Consider the following 17,919-nt stretch of genomic DNA (forward strand, 5'->3'; position numbering starts at 1 on the left):
CATGATTGACTTCACACTCTGGGATATTTTTCGCAATCTGCTGCTGGCCCTGCGCTGGACGGTGGCGCTGTCGCTGATCGCGTTTGTCGGCGGCGGCATCGTCGGCCTGTTGCTGCTGATTGCGCGGCTCTCGGGTGTGCGCGGCGCCGGGCGGGCCGTCAGCGCTTATGTCCAGCTGTTTCAGGGCACGCCGCTGCTGATGCAGCTGTTCCTGGCCTATTTTGGCCTGGCGCTGTTCGGCATCAACACCTCGGCCTGGATCGCTGCGGCCCTGGCACTCACCTTCTACACCAGCGCCTACCTGACCGAAATCTGGCGCGGCTGCGTCGATGCCATCCCCAAGGGCCAATGGGAAGCGGCAAAAAGCCTGGCCCTGAATTTTGGCGAGCAGTTGCGCCACATCGTGCTGCCGCAGGCCGTCCGGATTGCCGTGCCACCCACCGTCGGGTTTCTGGTGCAGGTGATCAAGGGAACGGCACTGGCTTCGGTAATCGGCTTTATCGAGCTGACCAAGGCCGGCACCATGATCACCAACGCCACCTTCAAACCCTTTGTGGTGTACAGCTGCGTGGCGCTGATGTATTTCGCACTGTGTTTTCCGGTGTCTTTGTATGCCCGCCAACTGGAGAGGAAACTGAAAAATGAACGCTGAAAAGACACTCGTTGAGATCAACCAGCTGCGCAAAAGCTTTGGCAGCAATGAGGTCTTGAAAGGCATTGACCTCGACGTCAAGGCCGGCGAGGTGATTGCCATCATCGGCAAAAGCGGCTCGGGCAAAAGCACGCTGCTGCGCTGCATCAATGGCCTGGAAGAGTTTCAGAGCGGCACCTTGCGGGTCGATGGCAAGCACCTGCTGCATGACAACCCGCAAGTGATGCGCGATTTGCGCCAGCGCGTCGGCATGATCTTTCAGAGCTTTAACCTGTTTCCGCACCTGACGGTGGGAAAAAACATCATGCTGGCGCCCACGCTGGTCAAAAAGACCTCGGGCGCGCCCGCCGAAACGCAAGCCAAGGCGCTGCTGCAGCGCGTGGGCCTGGCCGAAAAATTTGAATCCTGGCCCGATCAGCTCTCAGGCGGGCAACAGCAGCGCGTGGCGATTGCCCGCGCACTGGCCATGCAGCCCTCGGTGCTGCTGTGCGACGAGATCACCTCGGCCCTGGACCCCGAACTCGTGGGTGAAGTGCTGCGCGTGGTCGAAAGCCTGGCCGACGAAGGCATGACCCTGCTGATGGTGACGCACGAAATGAATTTCGCCCGCAAGGTGTGCGACCGCGTGGTGTTCATGCACCAAGGCCGGGTACATGAGATAGGCGCGCCCGACGAAGTGTTTACCAACCCGCAAACGCCCGAGCTGAAACAGTTTCTCGGGATGATTCAATAAACTACGGTGAATCGCCTATTGCCAGCGCCACCAAGACCGTCGGCCTGGCACAAGCTGCCCTGTAATCGCCTGATTTTCAAACACCGACATGACGCCCCAGGCGCAACTTGCCCGCATGCAGGACGCCCTGCAGCAACTGCGGGCCGACACCCTGACCGTGGCTGCCTTCTCGCAGCTGGCGCAAAGCCAGCCGGCGCTTGAGGCCACGCTGCCACCGCGTTTTCACGAAGTGCTGATGCAGCTGCTGGACCGGCTGGAGTCCAGCGCCCTGTTCACCGAGGAAAGCTGCTCCTTCAGCCGGAAAGACTTGCTGGACAGCCTGCAGCTGTGGCTGGACAAGGCACAGTTGCAGCTTCAAAAAGCCTGAGCGCCTGTACCCAAGGGCGCGGGTACACGATTGGCGGCCATCAGACGTGGCGCTTCACGCCGGCGGGCCGGCCGTCGCCAACGTGGTCCTGCGCCGGCAGTGCATCGGCGCGCTCATGCAGCGCTTCGATGATGTGGCAACGGGCGTCCGTGCCGTCGCAGCGGTCGCGCAAGGCCTTCAGGTCTTTTTCCAGGGCCCGCAACTCCGCCAGGCGGGCGCGCACATGCGCCAGGTGGCCGTCGAGGGCGTCACGCGCCGCGTCGCAGTCGGCCTTGCGGGTCAGGTCCAGCCCCAGCAGCGTGCGCACCTCGTCCAGCGACATGTCCATGGCGCGGCAAAAGCGGATGAAGCGCAGCTGGTGCACATCGCCCTTGCTATAAAAACGGTAGCTGTTCTCGCTCCTCCCATGCGGGCTGAGGAGCTTTTCCTTCTCATAAAACCGGATGTTGGCGGCCGACACGCCGCTCAAGGCGGCCGCCTCGCCGATCTGATAACCCCTGGGCGCTTGCGGGTTTGTGGATGCCATCGCTTGACCTTGAAGTGGCTTGAAGGTTTCCAATGATGCCACTGATTCAAAAAGCACGAAGAAACCGCGAAGAACAAAGGAAACCCGATGTCAGCCCACTGCCCCCACGACCACCCCGCCACCGAAGCCGGGACCAGCCACTCGCGCTACCGGAAAATTCTCTGGATCGCGCTGGCCATCAACCTGGCCATGTTCATGCTCGAGATCGGCGCCGGCTTGCGCGCCGGTTCGGCGTCCCTGCTGGCTGATGCCATCGATTTTTTTGGCGACTCGGCCAACTACGCCGTGACGCTGGTGGTGTTGTCTATGGGCGGGCTCTGGCGCGCGCGCGCGGCATGGCTCAAGGGCGGCAGCATGCTGGTGTTTGGCCTGTGTGTGATGGCCCGGGCGTTGTGGATGTTCACCCAAGGCGGCGTGCCCGAGGCCTTCACCATGGGCGGCATCGGCTTGCTGGCGCTGCTGGCCAACGGCGCGGTCGCCCTCATGCTCTATGCCTGGCGCGAGGGCGATGCCAACATGCGCAGCGTCTGGCTGTGTTCACGCAATGACGCGCTGGGCAACCTGGCCGTGATGGCGGCGGCGCTGGGCGTGTTCGGCACCGGCTCGGCCTGGCCCGACCTGGCCGTGGCAGGCGTGATGGCAGGCCTGGCCATCACCAGCGGCTGGACCGTGATGCGCCAGGCGCGGCGGGAACTCAAGACCCTCAAGCCGGTACCGCAGGCCGCCACTGAACATCAGGGCTTTTAATCCCATCGGTTATCATTTACCGATGCGTTTTCTGCTCTTCGCGCTCATGATCGTCCTGCTGCCCCTGCGCGGCTGGGTCGGGGATGCGATGGCGACGGAAATGGCACTGGCCCAGCTGCAGCACCCGTCATCCGCTACAAAAAACATAGCAGTAGACACCCATGAAACAAGGGCTGAGACGCATTTTCATCATGAAATAGCGATGCCAGACCGGGTCCATGAGCTGCAGGCAGCAAATCACACGCACGAGGCGCAGGCCATTGACGACTGCGCGGGTCACGCGCCCGATGACGCCTCCTCTCACCTGACGGACGGACACTGCGGGGCTTGCGCCGCCTGCCAGGCTTGCCACACGGTCGGCTTGTCTTCAAGCACCGCCGACTTGAACCTCGTTGTCAATTCGCCCACGCTGCCACATTCGCTGGCAGCCCAATTTGCCAGTGCTGAAGCCGCACTGGGCCAAAAACCCCCGATTTCCTGATCCCCAGGCCCGTATTGGGTCTGTACCTGCCGTCCGGCGCGGGTTTGAAGCCCGCCTGCCCGTACAAGCGCGATGCCTGGCATCGCAGACGCATGTATTTCAGGAGATCTTGTGAGCCTTCGATTGACTTCAACAAACCCGCACACCTGGCTTGCGGTATTGCTGCTACCCCTGTGGAGCACCGCCGCCATGGCACAGGTTTCGGCAGCTGCTTTACCGCCAGCACCACCCGCCCCCCCATCAGCCCTGGCGGCACCTGCGGCCTACCACTCTGCTCTGGACGGCTACCAGCCCTACACCGACGAAAAAACCGTCAACTGGAAAGAGGCCAATGACACCACGGCCCGCATTGGTGGCTGGCGTACTTACGCCAAAGAGGCCAGCCAGCGCGAGTCCGGGGCCAGACCGCAGGTGCCAGATGCCGCGACCCCGCCCGACCCACACGCCGGACACGCCAAACCGTGAAAGAGCCAACGATGAGAACGATTTTTCGATGGGGCGCGGTGGCCACCGCCACCCTTGTGCTGGCAGGCTGTGCTTCTGTCAATATTGATCAGGCAGTGTCTGCAACCAACGACTCCACCAGCGGCTTTACCCAAGGCAAGCTTGAGCTCAGCCGCACCGAGCAGCAAGGGCAAGCCAGAGCCAGGCTGAGCAGCGAGCTGCTGGCCAAGCCACTCAGCATGGAGGATGCGGTGCAACTGGCCCTGTCCAACAGCCCGGCCGTGCAATCCCTGCTCGCCCAAAGTTGGGCCGACATGGCTTCGGCGAATCAGATGGGTCGTATCGCCAACCCGCTCTTCACCTTTGAACGGACTACCTTTGGCAGCGAGCTTGAACTGAACCGCTTGCTGTCGTTTGGCCTGCTGGATTTGCTGACGTTGCCGCAACGCGTGGCCATTTCGCGCGGCCAGATCGCGCAGGCCAAGGTACAACTCAGCGCCAGCGTGGTCGAACAAGTCACGCAAGTGCGCCAGTCCTGGGTACGCGCCGTCGCCGCACGGCAGACCCTGGAATATGCCAATCAGGTCAACCGCAGCGCACAGGCGAGTGCCGAACTGGCCAAGCGCATGCAGCAGGTGGGCAATTTCACCAGGCTGCAGCGGGCCCGCCAGCAGGTTTTTTATGCCGATGCCGTGGCGCAACTGGCGTCAAGCCGGCATGCGGCCACCGCCGCCCGTGAAGAGTTGACGCGCCAACTGGGTTTGACGGACGAACAAGCCGCGCAACTCAAGCTGCCTGAGCGTCTGCCCGACTTGCCCAAGGAGCCGCGCCAGGCCGGTGTTGTGAGCGCCAACGCCACGCAACAACGCCTGGATGTCCAGATGGCGCGCCATCAACTGGATGTCGCCGGTAAATCACAAGGCTTGAACCTGATCACCAGCCTGGTTGACGTGGAACTTGGCATTCGCCGCGACACGGTGTTTGACAACGCGGCAGGCACCAGCACGCCGCGCAAGGGCTACGAGTTGGGGATACGCCTGCCGATCTTCGATTGGGGTTCTGCGAAGCGAGATGCCATGAACGCGCAGTCGCTGGCGGCAGCCAACCGCTACGAGAGCACGGTTCGCGGGGCGTCGTCGCAACTGCGGGAAAGCTATTCGGCCTATCGCACCGCCTACGACGTGGCGCGCCACTACCGCGATGAGATCGTGCCGCTACGCAAGACCATGGCCGAAGAAAACCTGCTTCGCTACAACGGCATGCTGATAGGCGTGTTCGAACTGCTGGCCGATAACCGCGACCAGATCTCCAGCGTGACGGCTGCCATCAACGCCTGCCAGCAGTTCTGGCTCGCCGATGCCGCACTTGCAGCCTCCATGATCGGCAAGCCGACCGCCACGATGATGGCCGCGCCTGCTGCCGGTGCTGCTGGCGAAGCCGCCGGTCACTGATGGCCCGCACAACCTGATAACGGAATTCATATGACGAACAGAAGAAATTTTTTGACAGGCGCTGGCGCACTGACGACGGCCGCCTGCGCCGCGGCGGTCAGTCGGGTTGCCATGGCGGCACTGCCCGAGCCCATACTCCAGACCAAGCCCGACACCATGCCGCCCCTGGTGCCCAGCACCGGCCGCCCCTACAACCCGGTGGTCACCCTCAACGGCTGGACGCTGCCCTGGCGCATGAACAATGGCGTGAAGGAATTCCACCTGGTGGCCGAACCCGTGGTGCGCGAGATGTCGCCCGGCTTCAAGGCGCATCTGTGGGGCTACAACGGCCAGTCACCGGGGCCCACCATCGAGGTGGTGGAAGGCGACCGGGTGCGCATCTTTGTGACCAACAAGCTGACGGAGCACACCAGCGTGCACTGGCATGGCCAACGACTGCCCAACGGCATGGATGGCGTGTCGGGCCTGACGCAGCCGGCCATTCCGGCAGGCAAGACCTTTGTCTACGAGTTTGTCGCACGCCGCCCAGGCACCTTTATGTACCACCCGCATGCCGACGAGATGACGCAGATGGCCATGGGCATGATGGGTTTCTGGATCACGCACCCCAAGGCCAGGCATCCGCTGATCGATGAGGTCAACCGCGATTTCGTGTTCCTGCTCAATGCCTACGACATCGATCCCGGCGCCTACACGCCCAAGATCATGACCATGCTCGACTTCAACCTCTGGAGCTGGAACAGCCGGGTCTTTCCGGGCATTGACCCGCTGGTGGTGCGCAAGAACGACAAGGTGCGCATCCGCATCGGCAACCTGACCATGACCAACCACCCTATGCACTTGCACGGACATGAGTTTTTGGTGACGGGCACGGACGGCGGCCCCACGCCGAAATCGACCCGCTGGCCCGAGGTGACGACCGATGTGGCAGTGGGCCAGATGCGGCAAATCGAGTTCCTGGCCGACGAAGAAGGCGACTGGGCCTTTCATTGCCACAAGAGCCACCACACCATGAACGCCATGGGCCACGACGTGCCGACCATGATTGGCGTGGACCACCGAAAAGTCGTGCGCGACATCACCAACGTCATCCCCGACTACATGGTGATGGGCGAGCGCGGCATGGCCGACATGGGCGAGATGGAAATGCCTTTGCCCGACAACACTGCGCCCATGATGACCGGCGCCGGCCCGTTCGGCTCGGTTGAGATGGGCGGCATGTTCAGCATGGTCAAGGTGCGCAAAGACCAAAAGCCCGGCGACTACAAAGACCCGGGCTGGTACAAGCACCCGGCAGGCGAAGTGGCCTACGAGTGGACAGGCGCATTGCCTAACCCTGCGCGCTTTGCGGCAGAGGGGGGCAAATCCATGCCCGTGCAGAACATGCCAGCGAAAGAAGTCGAAGTCCAAGTGCGCAAACCTATGGGCAACATGAAACATTGATCACCTGATCGCTTTTTCTTCAACCTCCTGTTCCCTTCCTTTTAAAACGAAAGAACCATGAAAAAAATGACCTCCTCCCTTCTGGCCACGCTTATGGCCACCCTGATTGCCGGCGCCAGCGGCATCGCCGCCGCCCACGGCGATGAAACACACGCCAAAAAATCCGGCCCAGTCAAGAAGGAACAAAAAGAATGGGGCATCGCCGGCGATGCCAAGGCCGTCAACCGAACCATTACCTTCACCATGACGGACAACATGCGCTTTACGCCCGACAAGATCGACGTCAAGCAAGGCGAGACCATCAGGTTCGTCATCAAAAACGGTGGCCAGACCCTGCACGAAATGGTGATCGGCACCCCAAAAGACCTGGAGGCGCATGCAGCACTGATGATGAAATTCCCGACCATGGCGCATGAAGAGCCCTACATGGCGCACGTCGGGCCGGGTAAAACAGGCGAAATCATCTGGACATTCAACAAACCCGGCACCTTTGACTTTGCCTGCCTGATTGCAGGCCATTACCAGGCCGGCATGACCGGCAAAGTCACTGTGGTAGCTTCACGCTAGCTTCTTGACCTTCACAGGAGATTTCCATGCGCAAACGTTTATTCATCAAAGCCATGGCGGTGTTGGCCGGCACCGGCGGCACCGCCATGGGCATGCCACTGTCAGCCCAAACGCGCCCTGCCATCGAGGTCTGGAAAGACCCCGACTGCGGCTGCTGCAAGGACTGGGTGAAACACCTGGAGGCCAACGGCTTTCAGGTACGTGTTCACGACAGCGGCAACACCGCGGCCAGAACCCGGCTGGGCGTGCCCGAAAAACTGGGCTCATGCCACACCGCACAGGTCGGTGCGAAGATTGACGCAAAAACCGGCACACCGGTGGCCGGCTACGCCATCGAAGGACACGTTCCGGCCCGCGAAATTCACCGCCTTTTGAAAGAGCGCCCATCGGCCATAGGCCTGGCCGTCCCCGGCATGCCGGTCGGCTCACCGGGTATGGACGCGCCCATTTATGGCGGGCGCAAAGACCCCTATGACGTGCAGCTCATCCAGCGTGATGGCAGCACCACTGTTTACCAAAGCTACAACCGCTCCTGAAAGAATCCCTCATGAAACGCATAACCCCTCTGATCACCGCCTTCCTGGCTTGCGCTGCTTTTGCGCAGGCCGCCTTGCCCCTGACCGAGGCCGAAGTCCGCAAGATCGACAAAAACGCCGGCAAGATCACCCTCAAGCATGGCGAGATCAAAAACCTCGACATGCCGGGCATGACCATGGTGTTTCAGGTGAAAGACCCGGCACTGCTCGACAAGGCGAAGGCGGGCGACAAGGTCAACGTCACCGTGGACCAGATCAACGGCGCATTCACCGTTCTCTCGATCGAACCACGAAAATAGTCAGCGCCAGGGGGCGGCGCCAGCCGCCACCCAAGGCATTCCGACCACCGAAACGCTATCATTAAAATAGCTACATTCGCCCATAAATAATGGGCTTCAGGCCTTTTCTATCAATTGAAATGGCTTGAGCGAAAAGGCCGGCGGCGCCTCATGCTATGGTTAGCTACATGCCCAAAACCATACGCTACACCCTGCTGTCGCTGCGCGATCTGGCCATCTCGGTCGGGCCGTTCATTGTGCTGGCCGTCGGCTTGCTGCTGCTGGCCTACTTGTGGCTGGACCCGAACCCGCCCAAGCGGGTCACACTGGCCACCGGGCCGGCGCAAAGCGCCTACGAGGAATTCGGCAAGCGCTACGCCAGGCTGCTGGCCGAAGACGGCATCGACGTCACCCTGCTGCCCTCCCAGGGCTCGGCCCACAACCTGCAGCTGCTGCGCGAAGGCAAGGCGGACCTGGGATTTGTGCAAGGCGGCACCAGCGAGATGCAACCCGAAGACGAAGACAAGCTGGAGTCGCTGGGCAGCCTGTTTGTGGAACCGGTATGGCTTTTTTACCGGGAGGGCGCCGTGCCTAAATCGGCAGGCAAGGGTGCTTCACTGGATGCGCTGACGCAACTGCAGGGCCTGCGCGTGAACATCGGCACCGCCGGCAGCGGCATTCCCAGCCTGATGAACAAGCTGCTGGCCAGCAACAAGGTGGACCTGTCCACCCTGGAGCTTTCCAAGCTTGAACAGACGCCCGCCACGGTGGACTTCCTGGAAGGCAAGCTCGACGCCATCGTGTTTGCCTCGGCACCGGAATCACTGATGGTGCAGATGCTGCTGCAGACACCCGGCGTCAAGCTCATGGATTTCCCGCAAAGCGAGGCCTACGCGCGACGCTTTGCCTTTCTGAGCCCGGTCGTGCTGCCACGCGGCGTGGTGGACCTGGCGGCCAACATTCCGCCGCAGGATGTGCGGCTGGTGGCCCCCACCACCGCGCTCGTCAGCCGCAAGGGCACGCACCCGGCCTTGCTGCAGCTGTTTGTGCAGGCGGGCAACCAGATCCATGGCAGCGCCGGCTGGTTCAAGCGGGCCCGCGAATACCCCAAACTGGAGAACAACGAACTGCCGATTTCAGCCGAGGCCGAACGCGGCATCAAAAGCGGCAAGCCTTTTTTGCAGCGCTACCTGCCCTTCTGGGTCGCCAACCTGGTGGAGCGCATGTGGCTGGTGATGGGTATCATCCTGGCGATCATGCTGCCGCTGTCGCGCATCATTCCGCCCTTGTATGCGTTTCGTGTGCGCTCACGCATTTTCAGGTGGTACGGCCAGCTCAGGGACATAGAAAACCGCATTGAACGCACCAGCGATACGCCGAACACCAGCGCTTTGCTCGAAGAGCTCAACAACCTGGAACGCCGGGCCGAAAAAATCAGCGTGCCCCTGTCTTACACCAACGAGCTCTATGCGCTGCGCAGCAATATCCATCTGGTGCGCAGAAAGCTGCAAAGGCCGTAGCCTGCCGCGCAGGTGCCCGGCCTACGAAGCCGGCTCAAGCTGCCGGTACACCTCCTGCGAGATGCGCGCCAACTCCTTGCGGTCTATGCCTCCCGACAAGGCGTAGCCGAAGTTCCTGTCCACCCAGTAGAAAACGTTGACCGCGCCGTCCTGGCCAAACCTGAAGGCGGTCGCCTTCCCGGCCGCCTCGCGCGTGACGTACAAGGTGAGCCGCTGGCCACTGGCCGCGGTGTACATGAACTGCGCTACGGGGCCCTTGTCACCGGGCAGCAGACGCCCCCCCACCAGCTCATAGCCCAGGGCACTCAGGGCGGGCGGGTGCACGGGCGTGCCAAGCCGCTTGCTGAGCCAGGTGACCAGTACCTGCTCCTGGTCCGCGCCCACTTCCACCGGCCTGCGGGCATCGGGACTGTAGACCAGATGGGCGACGGCGGCGCGCTGTGCAAAGCCCGGCAGCTGCCCCGCATTGGCGGTGTTATTGGCCGCGAGTTGCAAGCCAGCCTTTGCGGCGGCAAGGCGTGCGGCGTCGCCGTCCATCGCACCGCGAACCCACCAGGCCGAACCCGCACTGACCACGGCAACCGCAATGCCCGCCGCCAGGCCGCGCCACGGCCAGGCTGCGGCCTCCGGTTTCAAGGGCAAGTCCAGGGGCAGCGGCTCCCGCACCACGGGATCCAGCCACTCGCGAAGCAGCGCGTTTTGGCGCTGCCATTCCAGTACGCGCTGGCGCTCATCGGGGCGGCTGGCCAGAAAATGCTCAATGTCGAGCCGGCGTGCCGCTGTCAGCTGCTGGTCCACATAAGCATGCAGATCGGCCTCGGTGACGGGCGCCGCAGTACTTGAGGCGATGGGTTTGATCTCTTCCATAACTTATTTGATGCGCTGGATCTTGCTGGCCACGTCGCGTCCTTCCATTTCTGCGCGCAAGCGCTCGCGCGCCCGTGACAGGCGGGACATCACCGTTCCCACCGGAATGCCGAGCACTTGCGCCACCTCCTGATAGCTCAGCTCTTCTACGCCGACCAGCAGCAAAACCGCCCGCTGCTCGTGCGGCAAACGCTGGAGCAGACGCTCCAGGTCACGCACCTCCAGCCGGTCAGCCTGTGTGGCGCGCTCGGGCAATTCCGGCACCTTGTCGCCCGCGCTGTCTTCAAGCCGCGAACGCTGGGACCGCAGGCGATCGACAAAGGCGTTGTGCATGATGCCGAACATCCAGGCCCGGATCTCGCCGCGCTTTTGCCACATCGAAAACCGGCGCCAGGCGCGTTCCAGCGTGTCCTGCACCAGGTCATCGGCCCGATCGCGGTCCGCGGTCAACCCGCGCGCATAACGGCGCAGGCTGGGAATGCAGGCCACGATATCGGCTTCGTCCTGGGCGAGCATGGGTCACAAATGGGAAGCAAGCGCGCGGCGGCGCAGGTTTACGGCTTGATCACGTGCCACACGTCTTTAAAATTGTCACCCAACTTGTCGCCCGGTTTGGCATCGGCGGAATAGAGATACAGCGGCTTGCCTTTGTAAGCCCACTGCTTGCCACCGTCGTCCCGCGTCACGATGGTCATGTCACCCACGGGTTTGGCATCAGCGGCCGCCATGACGGCGGGCCACAAGGTAATGCAAGGGCCGTTGCAACTGCTTTTGCCGCTGCCGGCAACATCCTTGTCAAAGGTGTAGACCGTCAAGCCGGCGTTGTTGACCATCAGGCCAGCCGGGCCTTTAACCGCCATGTCGGCATGCGCGAAGGTCGAGACCAGGGCGATGAGAGAAACGGCCAATGTTGAAATCAAACGGGTTTTCATGGCGTTCTTCCTTGAAAAGGTTAAGAAAAAGTCGAGAAGGCACTGTGAGGGACGCAATGGCCTGCCCGTTTATTCCCGCCGCATGCAATTTAGCCATAACTTTTTAATCCCGGTGCAAGCGCCTGCCAATTCTTGAACGGCGGCAACAACACCTTGCGCACTGCTCAGCAATAACCGTCTGGCAGCAATGCAGCAGCAAAAACTGTGGCTTTTTTTGAAACGGCTGCGCCCCCAAGCACCGCCAAGGTGCTAATCTCATTGCGCACATTGAGGTGACCACACCTCGATTCAACGACCTCTCCAGAGAACAAGACCCGCGGTGAACACCATGAAGTCAGAGGCGCTTATCCGTCCCCCGGAAGAAATTGAACTCAAGCTTGCGCTACCCGGATCCGATCCGTCCAGCCTGAAGCAACGCCTGGCCCGAACGCCCGTACTGGCGCGTCGCCAGGCGACGCAGCTGCAGTTGCACAACGTTTACTTCGATACACCCGGGCAGCTCTTGCGCCGCAAGCGTGCCGCCTTACGTCTAAGGCGCACAGGAAGTGCAGCCAAGCCCGAGTGGCTGCAAACCCTCAAGACGGGCGCGCGCAGCGACTCGGCCTTGAGCCAGCGCGGAGAATGGGAAACCCCGGTGCCCGGCGAAAAGTTGGCCTTGCAGGCGCTTCAGGCCACGCCGTGGTCAAGGATCGATCCCGATGGCAGCGTGTTTCGGGCGCTGGCACCGTGCTTTGTCACAAGCTTTGAGCGGACAAGCTGGACGGTACGCAAGCGCGATGGCACCGTCATCGAGATGTCGCTGGACATCGGAAAAATCATTGCCGGCAACAAAAACACCCCCCTTTGCGAGCTGGAACTCGAGCTGGTCGCCGGTCAACCGGCCGCACTGTTCGACATGGCGCAACAGATCGCGCGCCACATCGCGGTGATGCCAGAAAACCTGAGCAAGTCGGAGCGTGGCTACGCCCTGGCGCAGGACGCCCTGAACGCACCGCTGCACGCCCAGCCGGCGTCACTGACTTCTGACATCCCATTGGCCGGGGCGGCGCAACGCGTGCTCCGCGAAATGTTCTGCCAGTTCACCGTCAACCTGAACGCACTGCGTAACTCGGATGACCCTGAGGTGGTGCACCAGGCCCGCGTCGGCTGGCGACGTTTCAGAAGCGCCTGCCGACTTTTCAAGCCGGCCTTTGCGGCTGATGCGCCGCCGTCCTGGCAGCCACTCCAGGCGCTGCTGGCTTTCATGGGCGAGCTGCGGGACCTCGATGTGGCCCGAACCGAAACACTTCCGCCCATCGCCTCAGCCTACACGGCAGGCGACGCCCGGCGGGAAGAAAAATGGCAGGCGATGACGCAAGCCTTGGTGCATGCCACCACACTCCAGCGCAAGGCCGTTCGGTACGCACTGGAAGCGCCAGCGGTCGGAGCGGCCCTGCTGACGATCACACAATGGCTGGAAGCATGGCCCGAGATGCCTGGAGCAGGTGATGCGCGGTTAGGCCCGAAAGAGTCCCTGCGCCGCTGGGCCAGACGCCGCATAGTTCGCCAGCATGACCGGTTAAAGATCGCGCTGAGGAATGTCGACAGCCCCGAGAGTCAGCACCGCGTCCGCATACTCGCCAAGCGGATGCGCTACGGCATCGAAGCGCTGCGCCCACTTTTACCCGGGCGCCGTGCCCAGCGCTGGCATCAGCAGGCGACGGACCTGCAAACCAGCATAGGGGCAGCGCGTGATGTCATGCAGGCGGCAGCGCTGGTTGCCAAACTGGACGTGGACCGTGGCCTGGTGGAATTCTTGCGTGGCGTCGCTGCTGGCCGGGCAAGTTCCACCCAGGCGGGGCGTCCCTGACACGCTGACGCGCCGGAGCGCAATTTTTCCGCTCCGGCCTACAGGCCCAGCGCCTTCCAGCCCTCGTGCCCGATTTTTTCCAGCGTCTTGATGTTCTCTTCGAAAATCGCTTCGGCTTCGGGAAAAGCCTGCACAGCCCGCTCTACGCTGTCTTCGCGCAGCAAATGCAATATGGCAAACGGCGCGCGGTTGCTGTAGTTGCTGATGTCGTCAGGCTCGGTGCCGTCAAACTGGAACTGCGGGTGAAAGCTGGCCAGTTGCACCACGCCTTCCAGCCCATGCTCCTCCACCACGCCATCGGCGATTTCCAGGAAGTCATTGAAATCCAGGAAGTCGTCGAACAGCGTGGGATGGATCAGCAGCGTCGTGTCCACCTCTTCGGCCGGCGTCGCCACCAGCAGGTCGAGCTCGCGGTCAAGCTCTTCCAGCAGGTCGTCGGCGTGCCGCGCGTGGCTCACCACCAGGCGCACCTGGTTCTTCACGTACACCGCCTTGGCAAACGGGCACAGGTTCAGCCCGATCACGGCTTTTTCGAGCCACAAGCGGGTTTGAGTGAGAACTTCGTCGTCGGTCATAACCATCTCCAGAGAGCTACACGCAGCGAGCAAACGCGAGGGGCTCCTAAAACCAAGCAGGGGCCGCGGAACCGGCTTAGCCGGGCCGCAGGCGCAACGGCCCCCTCGGGGGGCAGGGAGCTACACGAAGTGAGCGACCGTGGGGGCCATACCCACACCGTGGGGGCTCAATGTAGTGCCTTGAAGCGCACGCGCTTGGGCTTGGCACCCTCTTCACCCAGACGTTTCTTCTTGTCGGCCTCGTATTCCTGGTAGTTGCCATTGAAGAAGGTCCACTGGCTGTCGCCTTCGGCGGCCAGGATGTGCGTGGCGATGCGGTCCAGGAACCAGCGGTCATGGCTGATCACCAGCACGGAACCGGCAAACTCCAGCAGCGCATCTTCCAGCGCGCGCAGGGTTTCCACGTCCAGGTCGTTGGAGGGTTCATCCAGCATCAGCACGTTGCCGCCGGCAATCAGGGTCTTGGCCAGGTGCAGGCGACCGCGCTCGCCGCCCGAGAGCATGCCCACACGCTTTTGCTGGTCGGCACCGTTGAAGTTGAAACGCCCGGCATAGGCGCGGCTGGGCATGGTGAACTTGCCGACGGTCAGCATGTCAAGCCCGCCCGAGATGTCTTCCCAGACGGTTTTCTCGTTGGCCAGGTCGTCGCGGTGCTGGTCCACAAACGCCATGCGGGCGGTCTTGCCGATCACCACTTCGCCGCTGTCGGGCTGCTCCTTGCCTGAAATCAGCTTGAACAGCGTCGACTTGCCGGCGCCGTTGGGACCGATGATGCCGACGATGGCGCCGGCCGGCACCTTGAAGCTCAGGTTGTCAATCAACAGGCGGTCCCCGAAGGACTTGCTCACGCCCTTGAACTCGATGACTTCATTGCCCAGGCGCTCGGCGACCGGGATGAAAATCTCCTGCGTCTCGTTGCGCTGCTGGTATTCGTAGTCCGACAACTCTTCAAAGCGTGCCAGACGCGATTTGCTCTTGGCCTGGCGCGCTTTCGGGTTCTGGCGCGACCATTCCAGTTCTTTCTTCAGGGCCTTGGCACGGGCTTCTTCGCCCTTTTGCTCCTGCGCCAGGCGCTCGCCCTTCTGGTCCAGCCAGCTGCTGTAGTTGCCTTTCCACGGAATGCCGTGGCCGCGGTCCAGTTCCAGAATCCATTCGGCGGCGTTGTCGAGGAAATAGCGGTCGTGGGTAATGGCGACCACCGTGCCCGAGTAGCGCTGCAGGAACTGTTCCAGCCAGTCCACCGATTCGGCGTCCAGGTGATTGGTCGGTTCGTCGAGCAGCAGCATGTCGGGCTTGGACAGCAGCAGGCTGCACAGGGCCACGCGGCGTTTTTCGCCACCCGACAGAACGCCGATCTGGGCGTCCCAGGGCGGCAGGCGCAGCGCGTCGGCAGCGATTTCCAGCTGGTGCTCGGAATCGGTACCAGAGGTCGCGATGATGGCCTCCAGGCGGGCCTGCTCGGCGGCCAGCGCGTCAAAATCGGCATCGGGCTCACCATAGGCGGTGTACACCGCTTCCAGCTGGGCCTTGGCGGCAAATACCGCGCCCATGCCGGCCTCGACACTCTCGCGCACGGTGTGCCCGGGGTCCAGCTTGGGTTCCTGCGGCAGGTAGCCGATGTTCAAGCCCGGCATCGGCATGGCTTCGCCTTCGATCTCGGTGTCCAGGCCGGCCATGATCTTGAGCAGCGTGGACTTGCCCGAGCCATTGGTGCCCAGCACGCCAATCTTGGCGCCGGGAAAAAAGCTGAGGGAAACCTCTTTGAGAATTTGACGCTTGGGCGGCACGATTTTGCCGACCTTGTTCATGGTGAAAACATATTGCGCCATGGTTTACCTTGCGATTCGTGAATGAAATGAACGAATTCCGCCGGAGGCGGGCAATAGTTGTTTCAATAATACGTACTGAGCCATCAGGATTACTCTGGTAAAAGGGGAAAACGGCGCAAGGAAACGGATTGCATGCTGCCGGCTGGCAGGTCTTTTTGCAGGTTTCTTGCGGGCTAAACCACACGCCGGACCCTCAAAACCAAGGCGAATTTCCGGTGTGAATCCCCCGATTATCGTTCCGTGCGACAATACTTGGGTTGCTGGCTCCAGTTGCCCTCAACATTTGGGCACATCTCGGGTACTAGCCTCGCTAACTCCTTACGATGTTTTTGGCCCGATTTCCTGATCCCATCTGCCTATGACTGGCGGGTTGCTTTCAAACAAGGCACCCAACAGGCCGATCCAAAGCGCCCCAGCGGCGCAACACCATGACATTTGAAGAATTGAACTTGGCCCCGGCCATTCTTAAAGCCGTGCTCGAACAGGGCTATGACTCCCCCACGCCCATCCAGGCACAGGCCATTCCCGCCGTGATCGCCGGCGGCGACCTGCTGGGCGGCGCCCAGACCGGCACCGGCAAGACGGCAGCGTTCACCCTGCCCCTGCTGCAGCGCCTGTCCACCGAACCGCGCCTGACCAACCGCCGCGGCGTCAACGCCGTGCGCGCCCTCATCATGACGCCCACCCGCGAACTGGCAGCCCAGGTGGAGGAAAGCGTACGCACCTACGGCAAATACCTGGACCTCACCTCGATGGTGATGTTTGGCGGTGTCGGCATGGGCGCGCAAATCGAAAAACTGCGCCGCGGCGTGGACATTCTGGTGGCCACCCCCGGCCGCCTGCTGGACCATGCCAGCCAGGGCACGCTGGACCTGAGCCAGGTGCAGATTCTGGTGTTGGACGAAGCCGACCGCATGCTGGACATGGGCTTCATCCACGACATCAAGAAAGTGCTGGCCCTGGTGCCCAAGCAGAAGCAGTCGCTGCTGTTCAGTGCCACCTTCAGCGATGAAATCCGCGAACTGGCCAACGGCCTGCTGAAAAACCCGCAGAGCATCCAGGTGACGCCGCGCAACACCACGGTGCAGCGCATCACGCAAACCATTCACCCCGTGGGCCGCAGCAAGAAGAAAGCGCTGCTCACCCACATCATCAACGAGCACAACTGGAGCCAGGTGCTGGTGTTCACACGCACCAAGTTCGGCGCCAACAACGTGGCCGAGCACCTGAGCAAAAACGGCATTCCTGCCATGGCGCTGCACGGCAACAAGAGCCAGACCGCGCGCACGCAAGCCCTGCAAGGCTTCAAGAGCGGCGACATACGCGCGCTGGTGGCCACCGACATTGCGGCCCGCGGCATTGACATCGACGAGTTGCCGCATGTGGTGAACTACGAGATCCCTAACGTCAGCGAAGACTATGTGCACCGCATCGGCCGCACCGGCCGCGCGGGCAACAGCGGCGAGGCCGTGAGCCTGGTGTGCCTGGACGAAGAAGGCTTCATGCAGGACATCGAACGCTTTACCAAACAGACGATTGAAAAAGTCATCGTTCCCGGCTTTGAAGCCGAGCCCGGTGAAAAAGCCGAGCCGCTGGCCATGGGCCGCCAGACCATCTGGGGCGGCCTGGGCAAGCCGCCAAGCCGTGACGTGATGCAGGCAGCCGCCAAGGCCGCCCGCAGCGAAATGATGACCCGCATCCGCGAAACCAAGGGCGCACAGCCTGCCCGTGGCGCCAATGCAGGCGGTCGCGGTCGTGGCCCTGCCGGCGGAGGCAATGCGGGCGGTAACCGTGGCGGCAATGGTGGTGGTAATTTCGCCGGCAATGGCGAGCGCCGCGGCCCGGCCCAGCCGCGCCAGAATTCCGGCTACCCGCAAGGTGGCCAGCCACGGAATGCACAGGCGCCGCGCCAGCAGGGCAGCGAGCCCCGCAATGACTTCGACAACCACCAGCCGGCCAGTCACGCTTCCTCCGGATTCCCGTCCTCAGGCCAGCCCACCGGCAACCGCAACAACTTCCGTGGCGGCAACCGCTCCGGCGGTGGCGCGGGCGGCGCTGGTGGCCGTGGCAATGGGCCTCGCCGGTCGGGCGGTTCCGGCCCGTTTACCGGCCGGTAAACGCC

Annotated in this window: 20 protein-coding genes; 14 read left to right on the forward strand and 6 right to left on the reverse strand. The window is 62.4% G+C overall.

The features are described from left to right. Window position 1: 1 nt before the first annotated feature. From PJE01S_RS03865 to PJE01S_RS03875, 3 genes are all read left to right on the forward strand, one after another. Entirely contained in the window at window positions 2–652 is a 651-nt protein-coding gene (locus tag PJE01S_RS03865; protein WP_068831808.1) for an amino acid ABC transporter permease, read from the forward strand. Then, window positions 642–1,385, forward strand: a complete 744-nt coding sequence (locus PJE01S_RS03870) for an amino acid ABC transporter ATP-binding protein (RefSeq protein WP_068831809.1) — start codon at window positions 642–644, stop codon at window positions 1,383–1,385. Before PJE01S_RS03865 ends, PJE01S_RS03870 begins: the two co-directional genes overlap by 11 nt. Before the next feature lie 88 nt (window positions 1,386–1,473). Next, window positions 1,474–1,752: a hypothetical protein gene (locus PJE01S_RS03875; protein WP_068831810.1), complete on the forward strand. Its 279-nt coding sequence runs from the start codon at window positions 1,474–1,476 to the stop codon at window positions 1,750–1,752. Window positions 1,753–1,792: 40 nt separating this feature from the next. On the opposite strand, the gene PJE01S_RS03880 is transcribed toward PJE01S_RS03875, so the two are convergent. After that, window positions 1,793–2,278 (reverse strand): Cd(II)/Pb(II)-responsive transcriptional regulator, encoded by a 486-nt coding sequence (locus PJE01S_RS03880; protein ID WP_068831811.1) that lies wholly within the window; start codon window positions 2,276–2,278, stop codon window positions 1,793–1,795. Window positions 2,279–2,365: 87 nt separating this feature from the next. On the opposite strand from PJE01S_RS03880, the gene PJE01S_RS03885 reads away from it, so the two are divergent. The 9 genes from PJE01S_RS03885 (at window position 2,366) to PJE01S_RS03925 (ending at window position 9,745) form a co-directional block, all read left to right on the forward strand. Beyond that, window positions 2,366–3,025, forward strand: coding sequence for a cation efflux transmembrane domain-containing protein (locus PJE01S_RS03885; RefSeq protein ID WP_068831812.1), 660 nt, complete (start codon window positions 2,366–2,368; stop codon window positions 3,023–3,025). Window positions 3,026–3,047: 22 nt separating this feature from the next. Beyond that, window positions 3,048–3,506 (forward strand): hypothetical protein, encoded by a 459-nt coding sequence (locus PJE01S_RS03890; protein WP_068831813.1) that lies wholly within the window; start codon window positions 3,048–3,050, stop codon window positions 3,504–3,506. 111 nt (window positions 3,507–3,617) lie between these two features. Next, on the forward strand, window positions 3,618–3,971 hold the full coding sequence (locus PJE01S_RS03895) for a hypothetical protein (protein ID WP_157090214.1): 354 nt from the start codon (window positions 3,618–3,620) through the stop codon (window positions 3,969–3,971). Window positions 3,972–3,982: 11 nt separating this feature from the next. Then, window positions 3,983–5,401, forward strand: coding sequence for a TolC family protein (locus PJE01S_RS03900; protein WP_068831815.1), 1,419 nt, complete (start codon window positions 3,983–3,985; stop codon window positions 5,399–5,401). Window positions 5,402–5,431: 30 nt separating this feature from the next. Continuing rightward, entirely contained in the window at window positions 5,432–6,844 is a 1,413-nt protein-coding gene (locus PJE01S_RS03905; protein WP_068831816.1) for a multicopper oxidase family protein, read from the forward strand. A 57-nt stretch (window positions 6,845–6,901) separates the two neighbouring features. Then, window positions 6,902–7,411 carry a cupredoxin domain-containing protein gene (locus tag PJE01S_RS03910; RefSeq protein WP_084389340.1) on the forward strand — a complete coding sequence of 170 codons (510 nt, stop codon included), beginning with the start codon at window positions 6,902–6,904 and terminating at the stop codon, window positions 7,409–7,411. Window positions 7,412–7,437: 26 nt separating this feature from the next. Then, entirely contained in the window at window positions 7,438–7,947 is a 510-nt protein-coding gene (locus tag PJE01S_RS03915) for a DUF411 domain-containing protein (RefSeq protein WP_068831818.1), read from the forward strand. An 11-nt stretch (window positions 7,948–7,958) separates the two neighbouring features. Beyond that, window positions 7,959–8,246 (forward strand): copper-binding protein, encoded by a 288-nt coding sequence (locus PJE01S_RS03920; protein ID WP_068831819.1) that lies wholly within the window; start codon window positions 7,959–7,961, stop codon window positions 8,244–8,246. 167 nt (window positions 8,247–8,413) lie between these two features. After that, a complete protein-coding gene (locus tag PJE01S_RS03925; protein ID WP_068831946.1) occupies window positions 8,414–9,745 on the forward strand; it encodes a TAXI family TRAP transporter solute-binding subunit in 1,332 nt (443 codons plus the stop codon). A gap of 21 nt (window positions 9,746–9,766) precedes the next feature. Here PJE01S_RS03925 and PJE01S_RS03930 read toward each other — a convergent pair whose 3' ends face one another. From PJE01S_RS03930 to PJE01S_RS03940, 3 genes are read right to left on the reverse strand one after another with little or no spacing between them, the layout of a single operon-like run. After that, window positions 9,767–10,612 (reverse strand): anti-sigma factor family protein, encoded by an 846-nt coding sequence (locus PJE01S_RS03930; protein ID WP_068831820.1) that lies wholly within the window; start codon window positions 10,610–10,612, stop codon window positions 9,767–9,769. 3 nt (window positions 10,613–10,615) lie between these two features. Beyond that, on the reverse strand, window positions 10,616–11,128 hold the full coding sequence (locus tag PJE01S_RS03935; RefSeq protein ID WP_068831821.1) for an RNA polymerase sigma factor: 513 nt from the start codon (window positions 11,126–11,128) through the stop codon (window positions 10,616–10,618). 38 nt (window positions 11,129–11,166) lie between these two features. Continuing rightward, window positions 11,167–11,544 carry a COG4315 family predicted lipoprotein gene (locus PJE01S_RS03940; protein ID WP_068831822.1) on the reverse strand — a complete coding sequence of 126 codons (378 nt, stop codon included), beginning with the start codon at window positions 11,542–11,544 and terminating at the stop codon, window positions 11,167–11,169. A gap of 328 nt (window positions 11,545–11,872) precedes the next feature. Here PJE01S_RS03940 and PJE01S_RS03945 point away from each other — a divergent pair, with 328 nt between their 5' ends. Further along, on the forward strand, window positions 11,873–13,393 hold the full coding sequence (locus tag PJE01S_RS03945; protein ID WP_068831947.1) for a CYTH and CHAD domain-containing protein: 1,521 nt from the start codon (window positions 11,873–11,875) through the stop codon (window positions 13,391–13,393). A gap of 38 nt (window positions 13,394–13,431) precedes the next feature. Here the strand turns inward: PJE01S_RS03945 and PJE01S_RS03950 are convergent, their stop codons facing one another. Together PJE01S_RS03950 and ettA are read right to left on the reverse strand one after the other, a co-directional pair. Then, complete coding sequence (locus tag PJE01S_RS03950) at window positions 13,432–13,968, reverse strand: DUF1415 domain-containing protein (protein ID WP_068831823.1); 537 nt, start codon at window positions 13,966–13,968, stop codon at window positions 13,432–13,434. Between the two features lie 167 nt (window positions 13,969–14,135). Then, the gene (ettA, locus tag PJE01S_RS03955; protein WP_068831824.1) at window positions 14,136–15,797 is read right to left on the reverse strand and encodes an energy-dependent translational throttle protein EttA; all 1,662 of its coding nucleotides are present in this window, start codon (window positions 15,795–15,797) and stop codon (window positions 14,136–14,138) included. A 428-nt stretch (window positions 15,798–16,225) separates the two neighbouring features. Here ettA and PJE01S_RS03960 point away from each other — a divergent pair, with 428 nt between their 5' ends. After that, entirely contained in the window at window positions 16,226–17,914 is a 1,689-nt protein-coding gene (locus PJE01S_RS03960) for a DEAD/DEAH box helicase (protein WP_068831825.1), read from the forward strand. Window positions 17,915–17,919 lie beyond the last annotated feature (5 nt).

The sequence above is a fragment of the Polaromonas jejuensis NBRC 106434 genome (assembly GCF_001598235.1).
GTDB lineage: Bacteria > Pseudomonadota > Gammaproteobacteria > Burkholderiales > Burkholderiaceae_C > Polaromonas > Polaromonas jejuensis.